We start from the raw sequence: 22,321 nt of genomic DNA, 5'->3' as shown, positions 1-22,321 counted from the left end.
CCAATCGCGCCTTTCTAATCTGGACGATATATGTCAGTATGGTGGCCATCACATTGATGGAGGAGCACACAGTCATGGGAAAGCTCGACGGCAAAGTAGCCTTCATTACCGGCGCGGCCCGCGGTCAAGGCCGCAGTCACGCGATCCGGCTCGCGCAGGAGGGCGCGGATATCATCGCCGTGGACATCTGTGAAGACATTCCGGACAGTCCCTATCCCGGAGCGACCGAATTGGATCTCGCCGAGACGGCGAAGCAGGTCGAGGCCCTGGATCGCCGCATCGTGGCGCGAAAAGCCGACGTCCGCGATTACGCGGGTTTGAAGAGGGTGGTCGACGAGGGCGTCGCGCAGCTCGGCGGGCTCGACATCGTCTGCGGCAACGCCGGAATCGCCGGAATCACCAATCAACCGCAGTCGGTCTGGGAGTTCGACGCCGTCACGTGGCAGACGATGATCGACATCAATCTGACCGGGGTATGGCATACGGCCAAAGCGGCGGTTCCACACCTGATCGCGAACGAAGGCGGCTCCATCATTCTCACCAGCTCGGCGGCCGGTGTGAAGGCGTACGCGAACATCGGGCACTACGTCGCGGCCAAGCACGGCGTGATCGGACTCATGCGGACGCTCGCGCTGGAACTCGCCCCGCACGGCATCCGGGCGAACGCGGTGAATCCCACCCAGGTGGATACGCCCATGATCCAGAACCGGGCGATGCGCCGCCTGTTCCGCCCCGATCTCGAAAACCCGACGAGGGATGATTTCGCGCCGGCTTCCCAAACGCTGCATGCGCTTCCCACTCCCTGGGTGGATTCGGAAGATGTCAGCAATGCCGTCCTGTTCCTGGCCTCCGACGAATCCAGGTACATCACCGGCGTAGCCCTGCCCGTCGACGCCGGCGCCCTCGTCAAATAGCTCACAAAGGCCGCCGTCGCTGCTCGCCGGGAGGAGTGGATTTATATGTCGTTGACAGACGCACAGCTGACCGAGCTGTACGACAAGCAGGCTCTTCACGACAACCTGATGATGTATGTGCGCGGAGCGGACCGGCACGATCGCGAACTGATGAGGTCGACGTACTGGCTGGATTCCTTCGACGACCACGGCGGCTATGTCGGTGATGGCCAGGGCTGGGCCGATGCGGCGATGGCCTGGCACGACAAGATCTACAGCTGCAACCACCACGTCTCCAACGTGTTGTCCGAGATCGACGGCAACCGGGCCCGGCGCGAAAGCATGTTCATTTGCGTAGTGCCGTTCAAAGAACCCGAAGTGACCATGTTCCAAGCCGGCCGCTACCGCGACCTCTGCGAGAAGCGGGACGGCGTGTGGAAGATCCTGCACCGCACTTGCGTCTGGGATTGGATCGATGTCAGGCCGATCAACCCGGACTGGGATGTCGTCAACGTTCCTCGCGTATCCCACTGGGGCGCCTGGTATCCCGAGGACCCGATCTATCTGGACTGGATCGATAGCCCGCCCACCGAATTTCCTCGGTAACTCGGTCCATGCCGATTTGTCGGTATGGCCGGGTTGTCTCGGCGGCCGCGGAAACTACATGAACAGCGCGCGATTCAGGCGGACAAGGTACTCGGCCCCCGGATCGCGCGCGCCGCTACCGCTCATCCGCTCCCGAACCGCCGCGAATCCCAAATCCCGGCGCTTGGGCGAGCGCGCCGCATCAGCTGCCGCGAGTGCGGCGGTCAACTCGTCGCGAGAGAGGTCCGTGCAATAACAAGGCGTGCCGGGCTGCTGCCGCCATGATTCATCCAGTCCGCCCGCGTCGACCCCGTCGAACCCGGTCTCCTCGACCAGCGCCACGGCCACCGCGCGATCCCGCTCGGCCTCGGCGGCGACGGGAATGGCAATGCGATCTGGGCTGCCCGCGGGCTTCGCCTTGTTCGCGAACGAATCCGAACCGATCGCGTTCCATGCCTTGACGATCGGCCGCCCCAGCCTTTCGACGACCCACAGGCTCTCGGTGAGGCCGGCATCCATGGCATCGATCCGGCCGTCGCGCTGCGGGTAGTAGTTCGAGGTGTCGATGACAACCGTTTCGGCTGGCAACTGGGCGGTGAGCGGGGCGACTTCCGGCAGGCGACTCAGCGGAATGGAAAGGATCGCGATATCGACGTCGGCCATCGCGTCCGCCGCGTAAACCGCACGCCCACCACAGGCGAGAACGTCAGGCTCGATCGTTTCGGGGCCGCGCGAGTTCGCCACTTTCACCTCGTGTCCGGCGGCGCTCAGCCTCGTGGCCAAGGTCTTTCCGATGTGCCCGGTCCCCAGAATGCCGATCTTCATCCATATCTCCTCTTCTTCGGTTCGCGTTTCCTACCCGTGTAGAACCGTGTTTCAGCTGTCGTAGACGGCGACGAGGCGGCCGACGACCCCGCCTTCGCGGAGACGCTCGAGGCCCTGCGGGATCTGGTCCGGCGTGATTCGGTGGATCGGCGGGTCGAGTTCGCCTCCGCGCATGAGTTCGTACAGCTCGATGAGGTCTTGTTGCGTGCCGGACATGGAGCCGACGATCCGCAACTGCTTGAAGATGATTGCCTGGGTATCCACCGTGGCCTCCGGGCGACCGAGACCCACCTGCACCAGCGTCCCGGAATCGGCGAGGGCGTGCACCGCGTCGGCGGTGGTGGTCCCGAATCCCGCGTAATCCACGATCAGCGTCAGATTCTTGTCCTCGAACTCACCGATCGATTCGGCTACGCCCGCGAGGCCGATTTCGGCGGCCAATTCCCTTGTGGCCGGGTTCGTTTCGGCGGCATAAACTTCGGCGCCCTTCAGTACGGCCATGCGGGCGCCCAAGTAGCCGAGACCGCCGAGGCCGATCACTCCGATCCGCATGCCTTCTTTCGCACCGCCGAGCGCGACCATCGCGTGGTATGCGGTAAGCCCCGCATCGGTCGCCACCGCCCCGAGTTCGAAGGAAAGCTCCTCCGGCAGCCGGACCAGATTCGCGGCGGTGGCACGAACTTTGGGCCCGTAACCGCCGTCCCAGTCTCCGTAGCCGAGAGCACTGCCGTCGGGCATCAACGGCGACAATCCGACTCGGTCGCCGATCTTCCATCGGTCCATGCCGGGGCCGACCTCACTGATCACGCCGGCGTTCTCGTGCCCGAGCGTCATCGGCAGGCGTGGGAACGATTTCATCCATTCCGGCTCGTGGAGCGCCCCCATATCGGAGGCGCACAGCCCGGCGGCCTTGATATCGACGACAACCTCGCCCGCACCCGCGTGTGGTGTCTCCACCTCGTCGAATGTCAGCGGTCGGCCGGTTCCGTGAAATCGCCATGATCGCATGGTTCGCACGCGTCCTTTCCGGCCGGATGAGCGGCCACGAGATTCAGGAGAAGGAGAAACCGACGAAGTCGTCGGCGACGACCTTCTCGCATTCGGCGACGTATCGATCGAGTCCCGCCACGTACGGCATGAAGACCCGGGTGCCGTCGTCGCGGTTGACATGCACCATGTAGTTCTCGACGTTGAGACGGAGCAAATTGGACGCAGCCTCGGCGACGTGCGCGGTCCACTCGTCCTGCGCCTGCTGCTCGGGTTCGACTCTGGTGTGGCCCCGTTCGCCCATATGGCGGAACAAGTCCGCGAGGAAGTCGACGTGCTGGACATTGTCCAAGATCATGTTGGCCAGCACCGAGGGGCTTCCGGGGCCGGTCAACAGGAACAGATTCGGGAAACCTCGCGTCATCAGTCCGAGCAGGGTGCGCGGGCCGCGCGCCCACAGATCGGTCGGCCCCTGCCCGAATTCGTTGCGGATATTCGCCTGATCGAGAGCGCCGGTGAAGGCATCGAATCCGAGCGCGAACACGATCAGATCGAACTCGAGGTCGTGGTCGCGGGTTCGGATGCCTTTCTCGGTGATCCGCTCGATGGGATCGGCGTGCACGTCGATCAGATCCACATTGGTCTCATTGAACGCCTCGTAGTAGCCGGTATCCACGCACAGGCGTCGAGAGCCGATGGGATAAGCGCGCGGTGTCAATATCTCGGCTTTCGACGGATCCCGCACGGTGTCTCGCACATGCTGCCGGACGAAGTCGGCGACGATGGTGTTCGCGTGGATGTCGGTGCCCTGATCGGTGAAGACGGCGTTCATCGTGTGCCCGCCGCGCGCCCAGCGTTCACGCAACAGCGCCTGCTGTTCCTCCGGCGAGTAGCTGCTCGCCGGACCGGCGCCGAGAGGTATGTCCGAGCCGGTCGGATGATGCAGGATCGCTTCCCTCATCTCGCCGACGCGGCCGGCGAGATCGGAATACTTCCGCTGATCGAGCGGGCCGTTCTGGGCGGGCACCGAATAATTCGCGGTGCGCTGGAAGACCGTGACATTGTCGGCGACACGGGCCAGCGCGGGCACCGCCTGGACGCCGGAGGAACCGGTTCCGATGACCGCGATGCGTTTACCTGCCGTCTCCACGTGATCGGTGGGCCAATGCGAGGTTTGCACCCAGCGACCGCGGTAGTCCTCGAGGCCGGGAAAGGCAGGCGTGCGAGCCTTCGAGAGCTGGCCGGACGCCATGATCAGATAGCGTCCGGTGACGGTGTCGCCGCTACTCGTGCGCACCCGGTAACGGTGTGCGCCCGGCTCCCACTGCGCACCGGTGACCCACGTCGAAAACCGGATGTGCGGGCGAATTCCCCAGCTGTCGGCGGCGAAGTTCAGATAGGCGAGAATCTCGGTCTGAGCCGGGTAGCGCTCTTTCCACGACCACCGCGGATACAGCTCCTCGTCCGGAAAGCAGTAGAAGTAGCTTTCGATGTCGACGCGTGCTCCCGGGTAGCGATTGTGGTACCAGACCCCGCCCACATCGGGCGCGCCCTCGAAAGCGATGACCCGCAAGCCTTTTCGGGTCAGCTTGTGGACAGCGTAGATGCCGCCCGCACCGGCGCCGACCACCACGGCGTCGTAATCCACCGAATTCATAACCGTACCTTTCTCAGGTCGAAATTCATCACTACGCGAGGGTCCGAAGAGACTCCGCCGACCGCCGGATCACCGGAAGGACGAGCCGCGACGGCCGGGTGCTGTCGTGCCATACGGTGTTGGTGGCGACCACTGAATCGGCGGCGCCGGCATCCGCGACGGGAACGGCCGCATTCGGATTTCGGTCGAACCTCGGAAAATTGCTGCTGGACACATCCAGTCGCAGCCGGTGCCCGGCAGCGAATACGTACGCGGTGGCGACGAGGTCGACGTCGATCTCGTACACCCGGCCGGGTTCCAAGAACTCCGCCCGTGTCGTCGACTGCCGGTAACGGCAGCGCAGAATGCCGTCGCACACGAGCTCGGATCGGCCGTCCGGATGAACGTCGACCAGCGTTGCCGTGAAATCGGTGTCGACCGCGCTCGACGAGATGTGCAGTTTCGCCCGGACGGGACCGGTGACCTCCAGCGGCTGCTCCAGCGGTTCGCCGGTGTAGCACAGCACATCCCGACGTGCCTCGGTCCGTGCCTGGTCCCGGGGACCCGCGTTGGCTCCGATGAACAGGCCGGGCAGGAATGTCGCGCCGCCACAGGTCGGGACCGGGTCGGCCGGGTCGTAGACGAAGAAGTCGGAAACCGTGTCCGATCCGGGCGAGGTCGACAATGTGCCGTCGCCGTCGCGGGTTCGGGCATCGCTCCTGCTACCCAGGAAGTACTCGACGTATTCGGTATCGGGCAGCGGCCAGTCCGGCTCGTCGCGCCAGATGTCGGGTCCCATGACGAAGATCCGCACCGGACTCGACGAGGTCGTCTCCGGCGAATCGGTCAGATGTTCTTGGAACCAGGCCAATTGCACGCCGGTGATATCGACCGCGTCGGTCCCCGCCCGCATTCCGAACGCCCGTTCCGGGAATACCCCGCTGGTCGCTCCGTGCGCCCAGGGGCCGATGATCAACCGCTGCCGCCGCGCGTCCGGTTGCGCGGTGCGATGTCGCAGCGCGAGATAGTTGTCGATGGTCCCGCCCAGGAACAGGTCGTGCCAGCCGCCGATATTCAGCACCGGAATATCCGTGGCGAGGGCGCCTCGAGCCGAAAGGCGTGCCCAATAGTCGTCGCGCTCCGGATGATCCAGCCACTCGGTGAGGTACGGCGCGATCATCGTCAACAACGGGTGGTCGCGCGCCGGCAGGGTGCGGAACACGTCGTCCATGGCGTCGAGCATTCGCCGCAGCTCGGCGAGACGCTCCGCCTCGGCGGGGGCATTGCGGAGCAGTTCACCGAGGCCGAGTGTCGATGTGACCCACTGCAAGGCGAACCCCAGGCGGAACGCGCCGCCCTGATACAGCCAGTTGTCGTAGTAGTCACTCGATGTGACGGCCGCGGATATGGTGGCGAGGGCGGGCGGTCTTTCCGCAGCGGCCAGCCACTGTGTAGCGCCGGTGTACGAGCTGCCGAACATGCCCACCGAACCGGTGGACCACGGCTGTCCGGCGGCCCACGCGATGGTGTCCGCGCCGTCGGCGCCCTCGTCCGCGAACGGACGAAAGGTTCCGGCGCTCTGGGATCGCCCGCGCGTGTCCTGGACGACGACCGCGAAACCCGCTCCGGCAGCGCGCAATACATCTACCCAGCCGCCGGCCATTCCATAGATTTCCTTGTTGTACGGAATGCGCTCGATCAGGGTGGGGAAGGGGCCGCCGACCGCCGGCCGATAGACATCGGTGGCGAGTTCGACGCCGTCGCGCATCGCGACCCGGACGTTCTTCTCGACGACTATGTCCATGGCGCCGGTCGCGCTCCTTTCCTGCTCTTTCGTCCGTGGTCGCTCGACCTCAGAACGCCGTGACGCCACCGTCGACAGCCATGGACAGGGCCGACGTCCAGGTGGACTCGTCGGAGAGGAGATAGAGGACGGCGTGTGAGATCTCCGTCGGATCCATGACGCTGTCCGGATGGAAGTGGGCGTAAGTGCTCAGCAGCGCCTCATTGCCGGCGGCGATCTCACCGAAACGGGGAGCGATATGCCGAGACATCTCCGTGTCGACCGGCCCGGGATGCACCGTATTGACCCGGATCCGGTGCTTGCCGAGTTCGGCGGCGAGGGTCTTTCCCATACCGTTCACGCCGAATTTCGAGGCGGTGTACGCGAGATTGAACGGACCGCCCTTGAGCCCGTTGCCGGACGAGATGAGCACAATCGACCCGCCGTTGTTCGCGTCGACCAGCACCGGCGCGGTGGCCATCACCGTGTTCCACACTCCGATCAAATTGACGTCGATGACGTCGCGGAACTCTTGCTCGGTGAATTTGTCCCAGGGCTTGAAGATCTCGATTCCCGCGTTCGCGACGACGCCGTCGAGTCGACCCAGCTCGGCCACCCCGATGCTGACGACCTGCCGCAGGCGCGCGAGGTCCCGTACGTCGGCCTGCTCGGCGACGATCCGCCTGCCGAGCGCCTCGACGAGAGTCACCGTCTCGGCGAGATCCGCCGCGGTCGCACCGTCGTACTGCCCGACCGTGGGAATCGACGCGCAGATATCGACGGCGATGATGTCCGCGCCTTCCTCCGCGAGGCGGACGGCATGGGCGCGACCCTGACCGCGTGCGGCGCCGGTGATGAAGACGACTTTGCCTTCCATGCGTCCCGACATTGTTTCAGCTCCGATCCACCGTTGTGATGCCCACCATACTGACACATATCGTCCAAAATTGGAAGGTTGCGTATCGGCCCTGAAGTCGCCTTCGTTCGGCGGGCGGGGTTCCGGGTAGGTAATCTGCAGGACTGTAGTAATGAATTCGAACGTGCACCAGAGGTTTCGGCGCCAATAAGCATGGGTTCCACGCCAGGTGTAATTCGGTGTCCGGACTACGGTTGCGCGGGTGGCACGATGGGGGCGTTCAAGGTCTGGAAATACTGGAACACCGCGGCCACCGCGATCGGTCCACCGACCAGCAATGTGCCGCCGATGGCGCCCAGGGATCCGAACAACACGGCGCCGCCGAGGCATGCCGCGATGGGCCCCGCGCCGAGCAACCACGCCACCGGAGCGGTGGCCGCGACTCCGACCACGAGCCCGCCGACACATCCGACCCCGGCGCCGATGACTGTTCCGAACATCGCGCTCAGCATGCTCGCCACCGACACCTGCTGGGTCAACGTCGCCAACGCATCGGCGGAACGCGCGTCCGCGCTCGGATATGTCGCCGCGACCTGCTGCAATACGTCGGCGACCGGTGTCACCTGCGGGAAGTCGGCGGCCGGCGTGGCGGCGGCCGGAGTCGTATCGGGTGTCAGTACCACCGTCCGGCCGGAGACCTCGGCGTTTATCGGCCGGTCGAGATCGTCCATCCGATAGACCAGCGGGATCGTGGCGGCCGTGTTTCCGAGGGGGTCGAGTACGTCGAGGTACCTGCCGCTGACCGCCAGCGCGCCGATGTCGGTGGACAGCACCACGGACCGTCCCGCCACCCTGGCGATGTAGTGGATCTCCGTCGTCTCCGCCCCGTCGGCGGGCGACTGAGCGAAGGCCGTCCCACTCCACAGGCTCGTCGCCGCGATGGCCGCCACGGTGGTCCTGGTAAGTTTCTTGTACTCCATTTCGATTTCCTTCATCGGGGCAAGCGGGAGATTTCGACCCGAAATATCTGCTGCGAATTCGAATTTCGATGCCGAGGCGGCAGGGACTGATCAGTCGATTGTTCGGGTAATGCGAGCCGACGTGGCCGCCCGGGGCGGCTGCGGTGTGGCGCATCGCCGGAGTAGTGTGATCTCAAGCATACTGACACATCTCGTCCAAATAGGGAAGGGTGTATCTGCATGAAGGTGACGAATAAGCCTGCCCGAGTGACGTTTCCGTCCAGGATCGGCGTGTGGTGGAACAGTGAACCGTGGCCGATCCGCGAGGCGCAGCACATCGCCCGTGACATCGAGGCGATGGGTTTCGGATCGTTGTTCATGCCCGAGGGCAGCGGCAAAGACGTGCTCGTGGAGTCCGCGGCCTTCTTGGCCGCCACCGACCGGCTGGTCGTGGGGACGGGCATCGCCAACATCCATGTCCGGATACCGACGGCCGCGGAGTCCGGCGGCCGCCTCCTCAGTGCCCTGTATCCGGGACGGTTCGTCCTCGGTCTGGGGGTCAGTCATGCGCCGTTCGTCGATCAGGTGGTCGGCGGCGCCTACCGCAAACCTCTCGCGATGATGCGCACCTACCTAGAGCGCATGGACGGCCTGCCCGCGGAGATCGAGGCCGGCTCCACGGCTCTGCGGCTGCTGGCCGCGTTGGGCCCGAAGATGATCGAGTTGTCCGGTGAGCATGCCGACGGCGCACACCCGTACCTGGTGACACCCGAGCACACGAAACTCACCCGCTCGATCCTGGGCGAAGACCGATGGATCGTGACCGAGCAGGCCGTGGCGATCGGTGGCAGTGCGGACGATCAACTCCGGCGCGCACACTCGCACCTGGGGCCGTCCTCGCGGCTACCCAATTACCGGAACTCGTGGCTGCGGCTGGGTTTCGACGAGTCCGATGTGGTGGACGGCGGGTCCGACCGTTTGGCTCGTGCGCTTGTCGGCATGGGCTCCGCCGCCGATGCCGCCTCGCGGATCACCGCGCACCTCGACGCCGGTGCGGACCACGTCGTGGTGCAGGTCCTGGGCGACACGCCCCGGAGCGATCCGCGCCCGGCCTTGCGCGAACTCGCAGCGGCGCTTCAACTCTGACTGCGCGAGCTACTCCGGGGGGCTGTCGGGACCGTAGTGGGTGGCCTCCCGGTACGCGGACGGCGGCATCCCCCGCCACCGCTTGAAGGCGATCGTGAAGCTGGCGGCGTCCTTGTAGCCCAGCGTCCGAGATATCCGCGATACGGAGTAATCGGAATTGGAGAGCAGATCGCAGGCGAGGTCGCACAGGACTTGGTCGCGCAGCTCGGCGAAGTCGTGGCCCGCGAGTTCGAGCTTGCGCTGCAGGGTGCGCGGCGAGACCTGCAGCGCGGCAGCCACATTCGCCAGTTTGCGGTTTAGCGCCGGTGCGGCCCGGATGGCTTTGGCGACGGTGTCCGGCCAGTCGCCCGTCGCCCTGAACGAGTCGAGGACTTCGGTGTCCGCTTTGACCCATGCCGCATGCTGGAACGCGTTTCCGAACGGGAGTTCCTCCGCCGATATCACGGGGTCCCACCACATCCGCAGCGTCTCGGAGCCACAGACGACAACGTCGCTGGAGACGTAGGTCAAGGCTTCGGGCGAGACCTCCGGCAACGGAAAATCGATGCGAGTGAACGGGAATCGGCCGCCATACAGCCACTCGAACGAACGGCTGACAACGAAGATGTCCCGATAGGCGCTGAACGGTGTCAGCTCCTTCGGGGCGTCGGGGTAGGTGAACTCGACGCCTGTCACCGTGCCGTCGGGTGTTCGAAGAGGCCCGATCTCGAGTAGGCCGGGCGAGTAGTCGACCGCGCTCGCGACCTCGACCCACGCCGCAATGGTCGGCGCGGTCGCGAGAGCCATCCCGCGGGCGCCGACGGTGGCGGTGGTGTAGGCGCGCGCGGCGTGTAGCCAGAGATCGATGCGGTCTCTCGTCAGGGCGATGAACTCGAGTTGGAAGGCCAGCTCCTTCCTCGCGGGGATGGTGCCGCCCGGGCGACTCACCGCGTCAGGGTCGATTTCCGCGTTGGCGAGTGCCGTTCGCCAGTCGAGACCGGCGTCTTCGAGAAGCCGGCGCAGCGCGTGGACACTGAAGTTCGCGACGCGCAGGTTCTGATACGAGTTCAGCTTCATTGCTGCCTCCTCGAGCCGCCGAGGCCCGGTAGTACCACAAGTCCCGCCACTAGCTTTGCATCCTGCGCCATCGGGCCGCGGGGGCAAGTACTTGACGCGCTTTCCGGCCTGATTGGCGTCGAATGTCATGCCATACCGGTGCACACCGCTCTTAACCTGGCCGTAGCGAATGTGAGCAAGGCCACCGGCGCACCCCGTGCGTCTGGACCGCCGTAGCGCGATCGGCTCGCGCAATTCGACATAGTGCAGGTGCTTTTCGGCACCCGAACAACGACTATCTGGAGAAATTCGATGAGTGCCCCTGAACTGATCAAGAGCGACGCTGCCCGGGATTTTGTCGCCGATCATACCGTCGAACGTGACGAACGGCCCATGGTCGACGGACCGAACAAATTCAAATTCGCGATTTTCGGAGCGAATGTATCCACCGGCCAGGGCGGTCTGACGCTTGCCGAGAACACCATCAAGCTCGGAAATTGGGACGAGGTCCGGGGCCTTGCCGAAAAGGCGGACAGGTACGGCGTCGAGGGATTCATCCCGATTGCTCGGTGGCAGGGACTTTCCGGTCCGGACCGGCCCTGGGGCAGGCAGCACGAGACTTTCACCTGGGCGGCGGGCCTGGCGGCGGTGACGCGCAACATTCAGATTTTCGCCACCTGTCACGTCCCGTTCGTACATCCGCTCATGGCGGCGAAGATGAGCGCGACGGTCGATCACATCAGCGGCGGTCGCATGGGTTTGAACGCCGTCGCCGGCTACCACCTGCCGGAGTACAAGATGTTCGGTCTCGAACTCCCCGAGCACGACAAGCGCTACGAGCTGGCCGAAGAGTGGATGACGATCGTCGAGCGACTCTGGTCCGATGGGGGCGACGAATACGAATTCGACTTCGAAGGTGAATTCTTCACTCTGGAAGGTGCTCAGGCTTACCCCAAGCCTGTGCAATCGCCCGGGCCCATGGTGATGAGTGCGGGCGCCAGCCCCGCCGGACAGAACTTCGCGTTCAAGCACGCCAACATTCTGTTCATCGCGGTCGCCGACGTGGACAGCAGTAAAGCGGTCACCCAGAAGGTTCGCGCCAACGCCGATCAGGCGGGTAGGCCGGACCTCGGCCTGTGGGCCGGCGTGCACATCGTGTGCAAGGACACCGAGAAAGAAGCGCGGGACTACGTGAAGTACGTCGTCGATGAAAAGGGCGATTGGGAAAGCGCGGTGCGCTACCAACAAATCATCGCCTCGGGTGACGCCCGCAGTATGCGCTGGGACGACTACAAGCGGGATCGAGACTTCAAGAAGGACGAATCCGTCCGCACCTTCCTGAGGGCCGGTCTCGTTCCGCTGGTGGGCACGCCCGAAATGATCGTCGAGGGCATTCAGAAGTTGTCGGACGCGGGCATCTCGGGCGTCTGCACCGGGCTGGTCGATTACGACGAAGGCCTGGACCGCCTGAACGAGCAGATCTTCCCGCTGATGCGCAGTGCCGGGCTTCGCGCCTGACGCGGATACCCGAACCGATCCTTTACAAGGGAGTGAAGGTACATGACATTTCCGGATCCGAAAGAATTCCGACTGGTCGTCGCGGGAACCACCGACTCGGGGGAGGCGGATTTCCTGGAAGCGGGCGGGCCGGCGGTCATCGATATGCCGGGCATCGCCGACGGCGCATTCTACTGGGCGGTCGAGGGTGGTCACAGCAGAGCGAATATTGGTGGCCCGCCCGCTCGCGTCCGATTGGCGGGTCCGAATGGTTCCACGTTCGGTGTGAGCAGTTTCCCGGCACGGTCGGCCGGAAACGAACTGGATCCTGAGCAACTCGATCCCAGTATGGCCGGCACCGGTGACGGCGGCGATCCCAATATGCACGCGAGCGACACCATCGATTACGAGGTCGTGATCTCCGGAAAAGTGGATCTCGAACTTCCCGGCGGGAAGATGCGAACTCTCGTTCCGGGCGATCTGCTTGTGCTGGCCGGTGTTCCCCATGCGTGGAAAAACCCGTACGACGAAGACTGTGTCTACATCGTTGTGACCATCGGCTACAACCACGGACCATCGGAAATAGAGGAGTAATCATGGGTCTGAGTTCGCCCGGCGCGGCGCTGCGCGAAATATTTCAGCGCCCCGAAACCGTGGTCATGCCGTTCGGGTCCCTGCCGCTTCACGCGCAAATGTCCCAGCACGCCGGTTTCGAGGCGTTCGAGCTTTCCGGCGGCATGTCGGCATGGTGGGCCGAAGGCGCCTCCGACGTCGGCTGGCTGACCCTGACCGAAGTGGTGGCGCATGCGAAGCGGGTCGCGCGCAGCGTCGACATCCCTGTGTACTGCGACGCCGATACCGGTTTCGGCGCCCCCATCAATGTCCAGCGCACGGTCGAGGAGTTCATCGATGCCGGGGTTGCCGGCATCCACATCGAGGATCAGCGCGAGCCCAAGAAGTCCGGCGGAACGACCGGAATCGAACTGGTATCGGACGCGGAGGCGATCGGGCGGTTGAACGCGGCGGTCGACGCTCGCGACCGCGCGGATGCCGATTTCGTGATCGTCGCGCGGACGGACGGATTCGGCGCCGCCGGCGGAAGTGTCGACGAGGCCGTTCGCCGGGCCCGGCTCTACCGCGCCGAGACCGGCGTCGATGCCATCTTCTTCGAGGGATTCCACACCTGGGAGCAGGCGGAACTGGCGCTGCGGGAGACGCCCGGGCCGAGCTACGTGATGGGCGCCGATCTCATCGGCCGGCGGCCACTCGCCGAACTGACCGCGGTGGGCCAGGCGATCGAGGCCGTGCCGTTCGTGCTGCCCGGCGTCCACGAGGTGTGGCGTCTGCTCCTGGACATCAAGGAAGCGGGCGACGCCACTCCGTTCGCGGCATATGTGGAGAAGATGAACGAAGCGAAGGGAACTGCTTACGACTTCGGCTGGGGCGCTCGGCTCGGTCGGCCGTCGCCGGAGTATGTGCGCGGCACCGAGGAAAAGTTTCTACCGGCCGAAGCGCAACGCGATTACGTCAATACACCCAATGCCTAGCGTCGCCCGTACGGCTGGGCAGTTTTCCGCAAATCGAAAAAAGGTACGTGAAATGACTGGGCAGAGCGAACTCGACTTCGGTGGACGAGTTGCGATCGTCACCGGAGCAGGCCAAGGAATGGGACGCGAGCACGCCATTATGCTCGCTTCCCGTGGCGCGCGGGTCGTGGTCAACGACATCGCCACCACCCGCGCCGAGGAAACAGTGGCAGCGATTATCGCAGCCGGCGGGACGGCGGTCTCCGACAGCCACGATATTGTCGCCGAAGCGGCGGATCTGGTGCGGACGGCGATCGAGACCTTCGGGCGTCTCGACATCGTCGTGAACAATGCCGGAATCAACGCCTACGGCCGTTTCTGGGAGATGGACAGCGACGTGTGGTGGCGCGTCTTCGATACCAGCTTCCGGGGTGTCGTCGAGGTCGCCCGCCACGCCATGCCGCACCTCATCGAATCGGGTAGCGGACGTCTCATCAATATCTCTTCGAACGGGTTGATGGGCCTGCCCAACGACACCTCCTACGGCGCTGCCAAGGCGGCGATTTGGGGCCTCGGCAATTCCCTGGTGGCAGAGGCACGCGAGGTCGGTGTCCAAGTCACCACGCTGCTGCCCGTCGCCTGGACACCGATGACCGAAGACGCGTTCGCCAACAGCAATGCGGTCGTTCAGGAGCTCATGCGCGGACACTTTCCCGCGCCTGCCGTCGCGGCATTCGTCACGTGGCTCGCTCATCAGGACACGACCGTGCACGGCGAGTCCTTCGAGGTGGGCGGTGTGGGGGCGGCCAGGACCGTCTTCACCGCGATGCCGCGGATCAAGGCCGCCGCGCCCACGCCGGAAGCCTGGGCGGGGACCGCCACAAACCTGATGCGGGACGGCGATCTCACCCCGTTGTTCAACGCGAGTGAGTCGCTCCGCGCGCAAATGGTTTTCCTGGCGCCGGAGATGGCGAGCGAGATCCCCGCGGACGCGGCGGATGTGTCCAGCAATTAGGTAGTCGGCGGGGCGCTCCCGGTCTCGCGAAAGGAAGAACTGATGACTCGGACCAAGGTGCGTGTTTTCGGCGGTGATCCGACGGTCGTGCGCAACGCGTTTGCCCAATTCCCTTCGGGCGTAGCCGTTCTCGCGGTCGATATCGACGGCGGGAAGCACGCGCTGGTCGCCTCGTCGTTCATGGTCGGAGTATCACTCGATCCGTGTCTGGGCGCGGTCGCCGTGCAGAAGACGTCGGAGACATGGCCGCTGATCAAGGATGCCGACGCGCTCGGAGTGTCGATCTTGGGCAGGGGGCAGAGCGAGTTGACCCGCAAGCTGGCGAGTAAGGATCGCGCCGCGCGGTTCGAGCAGGTCGCGATCGAGGTCGGCGACCGCGGCGCGGTTTTCCTCGAGGGTGCGTCGTTGTGGTTGGAGTGCTCGGTCCACTCGGTTTCCGAGGCGGGCGACCACTGGTTGGCGCTGCTCGAGGTGAACAAACTCGGCGTCGGTGACAACGAGCCGCTCATCTGGCACGGCGCGAAGTTCCGCGAGCTCGTCGACGCTCGGTCTGTGGACGTCGATAGGTGATCACGTGACGAGATTCGACGGTATCGAGCGTGCGATCGCCGACATCGCCGCGGGCAAACCCGTGGTGGTGGTGGACGACGAGGATCGTGAGAACGAGGGCGATCTGATCTTCGCCGCCGAGAAGGCGACTCCCGAACTTGTGGCGTTCATGGTTCGCCATACGTCCGGATATCTGTGTGTCCCGTTGGCCGGCGACGACTGCGACCGTCTTGGCCTGCCCCCGATGTATGCCGTCAACCAGGACAAGTACGGCACCGCGTTTACGGTCACGGTCGATGCGCGGGAAGGGATCGGAACCGGTATCTCCGCGGCCGACCGAGCCGCGACCGTGCGTTTGCTCGCCGACCCGACCACCGGCATCGGCGACTTCACCCGGCCCGGCCACGTGCTGCCCCTGCGTGCGCGAGAAGGCGGTGTGCTGTGCCGCCCCGGTCACACGGAAGCCGCTGTCGATCTGGCCCGGATGGCTGGTCTGCAGCCGGCGGGCGTCATCTGCGAGATCGTGAGCCGCACGGACCCCGGCGCGATGGCCCGCACCGGCGAACTGCGCGTTTTCGCCGACGAATACGGACTCGCGCTCATCTCGATCGCGGACCTCATCGCCTGGCGCCGCAGGCACGAGAAGCTCGTGGTGCGTGTCGCCGAGGCGCGTATTCCGACTGCTCACGGCCTCTTCCGGGCGGTGGGCTACCGAAGCAGGTACGACGACCTCGAGCATGTCGCCTTGGTCTGCGGAGACCTCGCCGGCCCGGGCCGCGAAGAAAATGACGTGCTCGTCCGCGTCCATTCGGAATGTCTCACGGGTGACGTATTCGGGTCGTTGCGCTGCGACTGCGGACCTCGACTCGATACCGCGCTCGAGACGGTCGCCCGGGAAGGCCGGGGAGTCGTGCTGTATCTGCGTGGCCACGAGGGTCACGGGATCGGGCTCCTGCACAAATTACAGACCTACCAATTGCAGGATGCGGGAGCCGATTTGCGACTCGGGGTACCTGCCGATTCCCGCGACTACGGCATCGGTGCGCAAATTCTCGAGGACCTGGGAATTTCGTCCATGCGATGAAGAAGGAGTTACCGACGATGTATGAGAAATATCGGACCATGGGATTCGATCTGTCGAGCAGTGGTGTGCTCACGGTGACGTTCCTGCGCGCCGAGAAGTTGAATGCGATCGATGCCGAGTTTCATCGTGAATTGTCGACCGTTTTCGCCGATATCGGTATGGACCGCCGGGTGCGGGCGGTGGTGTTGACCGGTGCGGGACGTGCGTTCTGTGCCGGAGGCGATTTGGAGTGGATCGCGGGGGAGACGCCGGTGACGAGGGAAACCACGTTTTTCGAGGCGAAAAAGATCGTCGATGATCTGCTGAACGTGCCGCAGCCGGTGATCGCGGCGGTCAACGGCGCCGCGGCGGGTTATGGCTTCACGATGGCGTTGATGAGCGATTTCAGCATCGTGGCCGAGGAAGCGCGGTTGTCGGATCCGCATGTGGCGATCGGTCTTGTCGCCGGCGACGGCGGGGCGATGATGTGGCCGATTCTGGTGGGCATGGCACGGGCCAAGCGGTATCTGCTCACCGGGGATCCGGTGGTGGGCCGGGTGGCCGCCGAATGGGGTCTGGTCACCGAGGCGTGTCCGGCGGATGAGGTGGTGCCGCGGGCCATGGAGGTGGCCGAACGGATGGCGGCCGCGCCGTATGTCGCGGTGCAAGGCACGAAGAAGGCGCTCAACGCGATATTGCACATGTTGTCGAGCGTGACGCTGGATCTGGGTTTTCAGGCCGAGCGCGTGTCCGCCGTGTCGCCCGACCACCAGCGTCTGCTCAACGACGCGCTCGAGGCTCGGGCCCGCCGACGCGCGGCCGCTTCGGTCGAACGATGAGCGCGCCGGAGCAATTGCCGCCCGGACTCATGATGGACGTCGATCTGAATATCGCACTGCTCTTGCGGCGGATGCGCACGATCCATCACGGGTCGACAGTGATTTCGAGGTCGGCGAGCCGCCCTGGCGGGCCGTCGCGGTCGACCACCTTCGGTGAGGTGCTCGACCGTGCGGAGCGACTCGCGGCGGCGTTGGCGCGGTTGGGCGTGCGGCCCGGGGATCGGGTCGGCAGTCTGGCGTGGAATACCCAGGAGCACCTCGAGATCTACTACGCGGTGATGGGTATGGGCGCGGTATTGCACACGGCCAACCCGCGTTTGCACGAAGACCAGTTGGTGTACACGATCAATCACGCCCACGACACCGTGCTGATCGTCGAGTCCGCTTTCCGGGCGCAGATCGATGGTCTGCGGCACCGGTTGCCGCACCTGCGGCATGTTGTGGTCATCGGTGCCGCCGCCGCGGATCTCGCGCCCGGCGAGGTCGGTTTCGAGGAGCTGGTCGCGCGGGTCGGCGTTCCGATGCCGCCGATCGATGTCGACGAGCGGGCCGCCGCGGCGCTCTGCTACACCTCCGGCACGACCGGGAAGCCGAAGGGCGTCCTGTACTCCCATCGGTCGATCGTGCTGCACGCCTTGTCCATGGCGGGCAGTGACGTCTTCCGGATCGGTGAACCGGACGTCGTCCTCGGGTTGGTCCCGCTTTTCCATGCGCTGGGCTGGGGCCTGCCCTTCATCTGTGGGCTCACCGGCGCCGACATGGTTCTGCCCGGGCCCGATCTCGCGCCCGAGGCGGTCGCCGAGTTGATTTCCGAGCACCGCGTGACCTGGGCCGGCGGGGTCCCCACGGTGTGGATGGACCTGCTGCGGATCGTTCGGTCGGGCGCACCGGCCGAGCTGTCGAGCCTGCGGACCATCGTCGGCGGCGGCACCGCGGTTCCCGAAACGCTCATGCGCGCCTACGCCGCCCTCGGGATCGACTTCGTCCAAGGCTGGGGGATGACCGAGGTCTTCCCGGGAGCCACCATGGTCGCACCGTCCGCCATGGTCGACACCGACTCGGGGTGGCGGGCGCGCGCGTCGGCCGGCCGCATCTCGCCCCTCTACGAGATGCGTGCGGTCGCCGAGGACGGCGCGGAGCTGCCCCGAGACGGAATCACTATGGGCGAGTTGGAGATTCGTGGCCCCATGGTCGCCAGCTCCTATCTCGGACCGGAGGTCGGCGCGGACAAGTTTCACGACGGCTGGTTGCGGACCGGGGACGTCGGGACCATCGACCCGAACGGGTGGGTCCGGATTACCGATCGGCTCAAGGACGCGATCAAGTCCGGCGGCGAGTGGATCAGTTCCGTGGACCTCGAGTCGGCGCTGATGGCTCACCCGTCGGTGCACGAGGCCGCCGTGGTCGGACGTCCGGATGACCGCTGGGGTGAGCGCCCCGCCGCATTCGTCGTGACCGACGGACGGATCGGCGCCGACGAACTACGCGACCACCTGGCGGATCGCGTGGCGAAGTGGTGGATCCCCGAAGAATTCCGGCTTGTCGAGAAAATTCCGCGGAACAGCACGGGGAAATTCGACAAGAAGATGCTGAGAGAGACACTCGAGAATTCGGTGTAATAAACCAACAGGAGATGGCTGAAATGACAGTACTCGACGACTATCGCGACAAGTACGAGAACTTCGAGTTCTCGCGCGATGAGAACGGCATCCTCGAGATGCGACTACAGACCGACGGCGACTCGTTGCAGCTGTTGGTACCCGCGCACCGCGAATTGACCCGAGCTTTCCGGGAGATAGCGCTCGATCGTGGAAACCGGGTCGTGCTCATCACCGGAACCGGTGACGAGTTCATCGGTCCGCGGCCGACGGCCGACAGTGGGCAGATCATGACGGTGATCCCTGATTTCTCTCAGGAGTATTCCGTCTGGGAGCAGGATGCCTGGACTGATCACCGGGAAATGGTCAACGCCCTGCTGGACATTCAGGTCCCGGTGATCGCGGCGGTGAACGGCCCCGCACGCCGGCACTGCGAGATCCCGTTGTTCTCCGACATCATCATCGCCTCGGACACGGCGTCGTTCGAAGACTCGGGACATTTCGAGTTCGAGGACATGGCGCCGGGCGACGGCTCCCACATCTGGACGACCATGCTGCTCGGGATCAACCGCGCACGTTCCTACATGCTCTCCGGCGAGGCCATCACGGCCGCGGAAGCGCTTCGCTGGGGCCTCGTCAAGGAGGTTCTTCCCCAGGATCAGGTGCTCGATCGCGCACGCGAGATCGCGCGGGGCGTTGCGGCGAAATCGGATACGACCCTTCGCTTCACCCGTGCCCTCATGGTTCAGCCCCTCAAGAAGCAGGTTCTCGAACTGCTCGGGCTGGGGCTCGCTTACGAGGCCTTCGGCGCACTCGGCAAGCGAGCCTGACGGCAGATGGAAAATTCCACATCCATCGAGCCCCGAATCGCCGATCCTTTGTTCGATATCCGCGACAAAGTGGCGATTGTCACCGGGGCAAGCTCGGGGCTCGGTCGGCAATTCGCCACCGCGATGGCCGAACGCGGTGCATACGTCGTCGTCGCGGCTCGTCGTACCGAGCAACTCCGCGCCCTGGTCGACAAATATCCCGGGCGGATGCTCGCCGTCTCGGCGGACGTGACGAAGGAAGACCAGGCCCGGGATGTCCTCGACCGCACCCTCGAATGGCGCGGCGCGATCGACATCGTTGTCAACAATGCCGGTACCACCTCGATTCAGCCGGCCGAAGACGAGGATGTCGAAACGTTCAGCAAAGTACTGGACGTCAACCTGGTCGCGCTCTACCGCCTGTGTCACCTCGCCGGTAGGCACATGCTGGAACAGCGCCGGGGAACCATTATCAATATCGCTTCGATCAACAGCTTCGTGGCCAGCTGGTCAATCCCGCAGGCGGGATACTGCGCCAGCAAGGGAGCCGTGACCAGTCTGACTCGCGAGCTCGCCGCACAGTGGGCCGATCGCGGCATCCGGGTCAACGCCCTCGCGCCGGGATACTTTCCGAGCGAACTCACCGAAGAACTGTTCGCCAGCAGCGCCGGCGAGCGCAGATTCCGTCGCATGCCGATGCGGCGCGGCGGCCGCGAAGACGAACTCAACGGCGCCCTGGTGTTCCTCGCCAGCGACGCATCGTCCTACATGACCGGGCAAACGCTTGTCATCGATGGCGGGTGGACGGTGGTATGACCGCAATCGGTCAGGCGGCGATCGAGTTCGACCTCCCCGTGCCGATGCGCGATGGTGTGGTTCTCAGAGCAGACGTATACCGACCTTCGGGCGCTGGCCCGTGGCCGGTTTTGGTGCAGCGCACGCCTTATGACAAGACGTCGCCGATGGCGGGATTCGTACTCGACACGCTGAAGGCGGTGCGGCGTGGGTACATCGTCGTGCAGCAGGACACGCGAGGCCGGTTCGCCTCCGACGGTGAATGGCTGCCGTGGGCTCACGAGCATGCCGACGGCTATGACACCGTCGAGTGGGCCGCGAACCTACCCGGCAGCAATGGCAGAGTCGGAATGTTCGGCGGCAGCTACACCGGCAGTACCCAGTGGTCCGCGGCTGTTACGCAGCCGCCCCACCTGAAGGCGATCGCACCGCAGATTACCTGGTGCGATCCCGAGGACGGGCTCTTCTTCCGTGGCGGCGCACTGGAGTTCGGAGTGAACGTGTGGTGGTCGCTGATGCAGTCGATAGCCCACTATCCGAAGATCGCCACCGATCCCGAGGAATTGCTCGAGAAGCTCGGCATCAGCGTTGCGGATTTCGATCGCATCGCTGAAACGACCTACTGGGAGTTGCCATCCGGCGCGTCGCCGGCTGTGGCTCGCACAGGCCTGCCCGACACCGGACTGGAGCGCGGGTTGCGTGAGCCCGCGACGATCGCTGAGGCCCGAGTTGCCGGCCGGCACGGGGAAGTCTTGGTTCCATCGCTGAACATCGCCGGCTGGTACGACTCTTTCCAGCAGGGCACGGTCGACAATTACATCGCCGCGCGCGAACAAGGACTCACTGCGCGCTTGATTGTCGGGCCGTGGGAACACCGGAGCAGTGCCTCCGTCACGCCCGGCCTCTTGGGCGAGGCGAACTACGGCTTGGGGTCGGTCGCGCTGCCCAGTGGCGACGGGACGATGACCGGAGTGCAACTGGACTGGTTCGACCATTTCCTCGCCGACCTTCCGGCCGACGCGAACCATCAGTCCGGCGTGGATATCTTCGTCATGGGTATCAATAAGTGGCGCCACGAGGATCACTGGCCACTCGCCAGGGCTCGCCCCACCGAGTTCTTCCTCCACTCCGGCGGGCGGCTGTCCCTGTCCACACCGACCGATGAGCAGGCGACCTCGACCTACGTTTACAATCCGGCCGACCCCGTGCCGACCACCGGCGGCGCCATGATCATCGCAGGCAGTTTTCCCGCGGGTCCCCGCGAGCAGCAGGCAGTCGAGACGCGCGATGACGTGCTGGTATTCAGCACCGATCCACTCACCGAGGATATGGAGATCACAGGCCGGATCGGTGTCACACTCTTCGCAGCTACCGACGCTCCTTCGACCGACTGGGTAGTGCGATTGTGCGAGGTCGACGGACAAGGCCGTTCGCTCAACATCGTGGACGGCATCACGCGCGTCCGGACCGAGAGCGGACGCATCGATGAGATCGACGTCGACCTGTGGTCGACCAGCATCGTGATCAAGAGTGGCCATCGGCTGCGAATTCACGTCACTTCGAGCAACTTTCCGCGGTGGGATCGCAACCTCAACACCGGAGATGATCCGGTTACGGCGACCGAACATCGAATCGCCCATCAGACGATCTATCACGATGCCACGCATCTGTCGCGGATAACCGTGCCGATCATCCCCGCGATTTAAAGACTTCGGGGAAATGCCGGCAAAGGCCGCAGGGTGACCTGCGGCCTTTGGTGCGCTAGGCCGCGGATTCCGAGGCGGGTGTGACCTGCTCCGGTTCGAAGGTCTTGACGAGCACCCGTTTGGCGATCAGCCACGCGGAGTCGACTTTCCGGTACAGGTCTTCGTAAACGACATTGAACACTTCGGCCGCCCAGCGAGCGATGGTTCAGCTCGATTATG

At 64.8% G+C, this 22,321-nt stretch carries 21 protein-coding genes and 1 pseudogene; 14 read left to right on the top strand and 8 right to left on the bottom strand.

Features of this window, described 5'->3' with window-relative positions:
- Positions 1–38: 38 nt before the first annotated feature.
- Complete coding sequence (locus tag QH470_RS35035) at positions 39–914, top strand: mycofactocin-coupled SDR family oxidoreductase (RefSeq protein WP_280276682.1); 876 nt, start codon at positions 39–41, stop codon at positions 912–914.
- A 45-nt stretch (positions 915–959) separates the two neighbouring features.
- The gene (locus tag QH470_RS35030; RefSeq protein ID WP_280276681.1) at positions 960–1,499 is read left to right on the top strand and encodes a nuclear transport factor 2 family protein; all 540 of its coding nucleotides are present in this window, start codon (positions 960–962) and stop codon (positions 1,497–1,499) included.
- A 54-nt stretch (positions 1,500–1,553) separates the two neighbouring features.
- Here the strand turns inward: QH470_RS35030 and QH470_RS35025 are convergent, their stop codons facing one another.
- The 6 genes from QH470_RS35025 to QH470_RS35000 form a co-directional block, all read right to left on the bottom strand.
- Complete coding sequence (locus tag QH470_RS35025) at positions 1,554–2,303, bottom strand: NADPH-dependent F420 reductase (protein ID WP_280276680.1); 750 nt, start codon at positions 2,301–2,303, stop codon at positions 1,554–1,556.
- A 51-nt stretch (positions 2,304–2,354) separates the two neighbouring features.
- The gene (locus QH470_RS35020; protein ID WP_280276679.1) at positions 2,355–3,311 is read right to left on the bottom strand and encodes a zinc-binding dehydrogenase; all 957 of its coding nucleotides are present in this window, start codon (positions 3,309–3,311) and stop codon (positions 2,355–2,357) included.
- 43 nt (positions 3,312–3,354) lie between these two features.
- Complete coding sequence (locus QH470_RS35015; protein WP_280276678.1) at positions 3,355–4,947, bottom strand: flavin-containing monooxygenase; 1,593 nt, start codon at positions 4,945–4,947, stop codon at positions 3,355–3,357.
- A gap of 31 nt (positions 4,948–4,978) precedes the next feature.
- Positions 4,979–6,730, bottom strand: a complete 1,752-nt coding sequence (locus tag QH470_RS35010; protein ID WP_280276677.1) for a CocE/NonD family hydrolase — start codon at positions 6,728–6,730, stop codon at positions 4,979–4,981.
- A 49-nt stretch (positions 6,731–6,779) separates the two neighbouring features.
- Positions 6,780–7,598, bottom strand: a complete 819-nt coding sequence (locus QH470_RS35005) for a mycofactocin-coupled SDR family oxidoreductase (RefSeq protein WP_280276676.1) — start codon at positions 7,596–7,598, stop codon at positions 6,780–6,782.
- Between the two features lie 215 nt (positions 7,599–7,813).
- Positions 7,814–8,545: a DUF8020 domain-containing protein gene (locus QH470_RS35000; RefSeq protein ID WP_280276675.1), complete on the bottom strand. Its 732-nt coding sequence runs from the start codon at positions 8,543–8,545 to the stop codon at positions 7,814–7,816.
- 219 nt (positions 8,546–8,764) lie between these two features.
- On the opposite strand from QH470_RS35000, the gene QH470_RS34995 reads away from it, so the two are divergent.
- On the top strand, positions 8,765–9,670 hold the full coding sequence (locus QH470_RS34995) for an LLM class F420-dependent oxidoreductase (RefSeq protein WP_280276674.1): 906 nt from the start codon (positions 8,765–8,767) through the stop codon (positions 9,668–9,670).
- Positions 9,671–9,679: 9 nt separating this feature from the next.
- Here the strand turns inward: QH470_RS34995 and QH470_RS34990 are convergent, their stop codons facing one another.
- Complete coding sequence (locus QH470_RS34990) at positions 9,680–10,726, bottom strand: AraC family transcriptional regulator (protein WP_280276673.1); 1,047 nt, start codon at positions 10,724–10,726, stop codon at positions 9,680–9,682.
- Between the two features lie 291 nt (positions 10,727–11,017).
- Here QH470_RS34990 and QH470_RS34985 point away from each other — a divergent pair, with 291 nt between their 5' ends.
- The 11 genes and pseudogenes from QH470_RS34985 to QH470_RS34935 all read left to right on the top strand — a co-directional run bounded on the left by QH470_RS34985 (position 11,018) and on the right by QH470_RS34935 (position 22,102).
- Positions 11,018–12,223, top strand: a complete 1,206-nt coding sequence (locus QH470_RS34985; protein WP_280276672.1) for an LLM class flavin-dependent oxidoreductase — start codon at positions 11,018–11,020, stop codon at positions 12,221–12,223.
- Positions 12,224–12,265: 42 nt separating this feature from the next.
- Complete coding sequence (locus QH470_RS34980) at positions 12,266–12,796, top strand: cupin domain-containing protein (protein ID WP_280276671.1); 531 nt, start codon at positions 12,266–12,268, stop codon at positions 12,794–12,796.
- A gap of 2 nt (positions 12,797–12,798) precedes the next feature.
- Entirely contained in the window at positions 12,799–13,749 is a 951-nt protein-coding gene (locus QH470_RS34975; RefSeq protein ID WP_280276670.1) for an isocitrate lyase/PEP mutase family protein, read from the top strand.
- Positions 13,676–14,743, top strand: coding sequence for an SDR family NAD(P)-dependent oxidoreductase (locus QH470_RS34970; protein WP_342228482.1), 1,068 nt, complete (start codon positions 13,676–13,678; stop codon positions 14,741–14,743). The genes QH470_RS34975 and QH470_RS34970 overlap by 74 nt, the downstream gene beginning before the upstream one ends.
- Positions 14,744–14,785: 42 nt before the next feature.
- On the top strand, positions 14,786–15,313 hold the full coding sequence (locus QH470_RS34965) for a flavin reductase family protein (RefSeq protein ID WP_280276669.1): 528 nt from the start codon (positions 14,786–14,788) through the stop codon (positions 15,311–15,313).
- Positions 15,314–15,317: 4 nt separating this feature from the next.
- Positions 15,318–16,373, top strand: a pseudogene (locus QH470_RS34960) (bifunctional 3,4-dihydroxy-2-butanone-4-phosphate synthase/GTP cyclohydrolase II); the annotation flags it as partial.
- 20 nt (positions 16,374–16,393) lie between these two features.
- A complete protein-coding gene (locus QH470_RS34955; protein ID WP_280276668.1) occupies positions 16,394–17,194 on the top strand; it encodes an enoyl-CoA hydratase/isomerase family protein in 801 nt (266 codons plus the stop codon).
- Complete coding sequence (locus QH470_RS34950) at positions 17,191–18,813, top strand: long-chain-fatty-acid--CoA ligase (RefSeq protein WP_280276667.1); 1,623 nt, start codon at positions 17,191–17,193, stop codon at positions 18,811–18,813. The genes QH470_RS34955 and QH470_RS34950 overlap by 4 nt, the downstream gene beginning before the upstream one ends.
- A 23-nt stretch (positions 18,814–18,836) precedes the next feature.
- Positions 18,837–19,622, top strand: a complete 786-nt coding sequence (locus QH470_RS34945) for an enoyl-CoA hydratase/isomerase family protein (protein ID WP_280276666.1) — start codon at positions 18,837–18,839, stop codon at positions 19,620–19,622.
- Positions 19,623–19,628: 6 nt separating this feature from the next.
- Positions 19,629–20,417 carry an SDR family NAD(P)-dependent oxidoreductase gene (locus QH470_RS34940; RefSeq protein ID WP_280276665.1) on the top strand — a complete coding sequence of 263 codons (789 nt, stop codon included), beginning with the start codon at positions 19,629–19,631 and terminating at the stop codon, positions 20,415–20,417.
- Positions 20,414–22,102 carry a CocE/NonD family hydrolase gene (locus QH470_RS34935; RefSeq protein ID WP_280276664.1) on the top strand — a complete coding sequence of 563 codons (1,689 nt, stop codon included), beginning with the start codon at positions 20,414–20,416 and terminating at the stop codon, positions 22,100–22,102. Before QH470_RS34940 ends, QH470_RS34935 begins: the two co-directional genes overlap by 4 nt.
- Positions 22,103–22,157: 55 nt before the next feature.
- Here the strand turns inward: QH470_RS34935 and QH470_RS34930 are convergent, their stop codons facing one another.
- Positions 22,158–22,283, bottom strand: coding sequence for a hypothetical protein (locus tag QH470_RS34930; protein ID WP_280276663.1), 126 nt, complete (start codon positions 22,281–22,283; stop codon positions 22,158–22,160).
- Positions 22,284–22,321: the final 38 nt, after the last annotated feature.

It is taken from the genome of Nocardia wallacei, assembly GCF_029868745.1.
Lineage (GTDB): Bacteria > Actinomycetota > Actinomycetes > Mycobacteriales > Mycobacteriaceae > Nocardia > Nocardia wallacei_B.
Note: the sequence above shows the minus strand (reverse complement) of the source record. Positions and strands in the feature narration are given on the sequence as shown.

Bases quoted from the DNA above. Each gene is read 5' to 3' on its own strand.
- QH470_RS34965 (WP_280276669.1), top strand. From the start codon at position 14,786: ATGACTCGGACCAAGGTGCGTGTTTTCGGCGGTGATCCGACGGTCGTG.
- QH470_RS35015 (WP_280276678.1), bottom strand. From the start codon at position 4,947: ATGAATTCGGTGGATTACGACGCCGTGGTGGTCGGCGCCGGTGCGGGC.
- QH470_RS35020 (WP_280276679.1), bottom strand. From the start codon at position 3,311: ATGCGATCATGGCGATTTCACGGAACCGGCCGACCGCTGACATTCGAC.
- QH470_RS34985 (WP_280276672.1), top strand. From the start codon at position 11,018: ATGAGTGCCCCTGAACTGATCAAGAGCGACGCTGCCCGGGATTTTGTC.
- QH470_RS35005 (WP_280276676.1), bottom strand. From the start codon at position 7,598: ATGTCGGGACGCATGGAAGGCAAAGTCGTCTTCATCACCGGCGCCGCA.
- QH470_RS34945 (WP_280276666.1), top strand. From the start codon at position 18,837: ATGACAGTACTCGACGACTATCGCGACAAGTACGAGAACTTCGAGTTC.
- QH470_RS35030 (WP_280276681.1), top strand. From the start codon at position 960: ATGTCGTTGACAGACGCACAGCTGACCGAGCTGTACGACAAGCAGGCT.
- QH470_RS35000 (WP_280276675.1), bottom strand. From the start codon at position 8,545: ATGGAGTACAAGAAACTTACCAGGACCACCGTGGCGGCCATCGCGGCG.
- QH470_RS34940 (WP_280276665.1), top strand. From the start codon at position 19,629: ATGGAAAATTCCACATCCATCGAGCCCCGAATCGCCGATCCTTTGTTC.
- QH470_RS34970 (WP_342228482.1), top strand. From the start codon at position 13,676: ATGTGCGCGGCACCGAGGAAAAGTTTCTACCGGCCGAAGCGCAACGCG.
- QH470_RS34935 (WP_280276664.1), top strand. From the start codon at position 20,414: ATGACCGCAATCGGTCAGGCGGCGATCGAGTTCGACCTCCCCGTGCCG.
- QH470_RS34995 (WP_280276674.1), top strand. From the start codon at position 8,765: ATGAAGGTGACGAATAAGCCTGCCCGAGTGACGTTTCCGTCCAGGATC.
- QH470_RS35010 (WP_280276677.1), bottom strand. From the start codon at position 6,730: ATGGACATAGTCGTCGAGAAGAACGTCCGGGTCGCGATGCGCGACGGC.
- QH470_RS34990 (WP_280276673.1), bottom strand. From the start codon at position 10,726: ATGAAGCTGAACTCGTATCAGAACCTGCGCGTCGCGAACTTCAGTGTC.
- QH470_RS34975 (WP_280276670.1), top strand. From the start codon at position 12,799: ATGGGTCTGAGTTCGCCCGGCGCGGCGCTGCGCGAAATATTTCAGCGC.
- QH470_RS35035 (WP_280276682.1), top strand. From the start codon at position 39: ATGGTGGCCATCACATTGATGGAGGAGCACACAGTCATGGGAAAGCTC.
- QH470_RS34950 (WP_280276667.1), top strand. From the start codon at position 17,191: ATGAGCGCGCCGGAGCAATTGCCGCCCGGACTCATGATGGACGTCGAT.
- QH470_RS34980 (WP_280276671.1), top strand. From the start codon at position 12,266: ATGACATTTCCGGATCCGAAAGAATTCCGACTGGTCGTCGCGGGAACC.
- QH470_RS34955 (WP_280276668.1), top strand. From the start codon at position 16,394: ATGTATGAGAAATATCGGACCATGGGATTCGATCTGTCGAGCAGTGGT.
- QH470_RS35025 (WP_280276680.1), bottom strand. From the start codon at position 2,303: ATGAAGATCGGCATTCTGGGGACCGGGCACATCGGAAAGACCTTGGCC.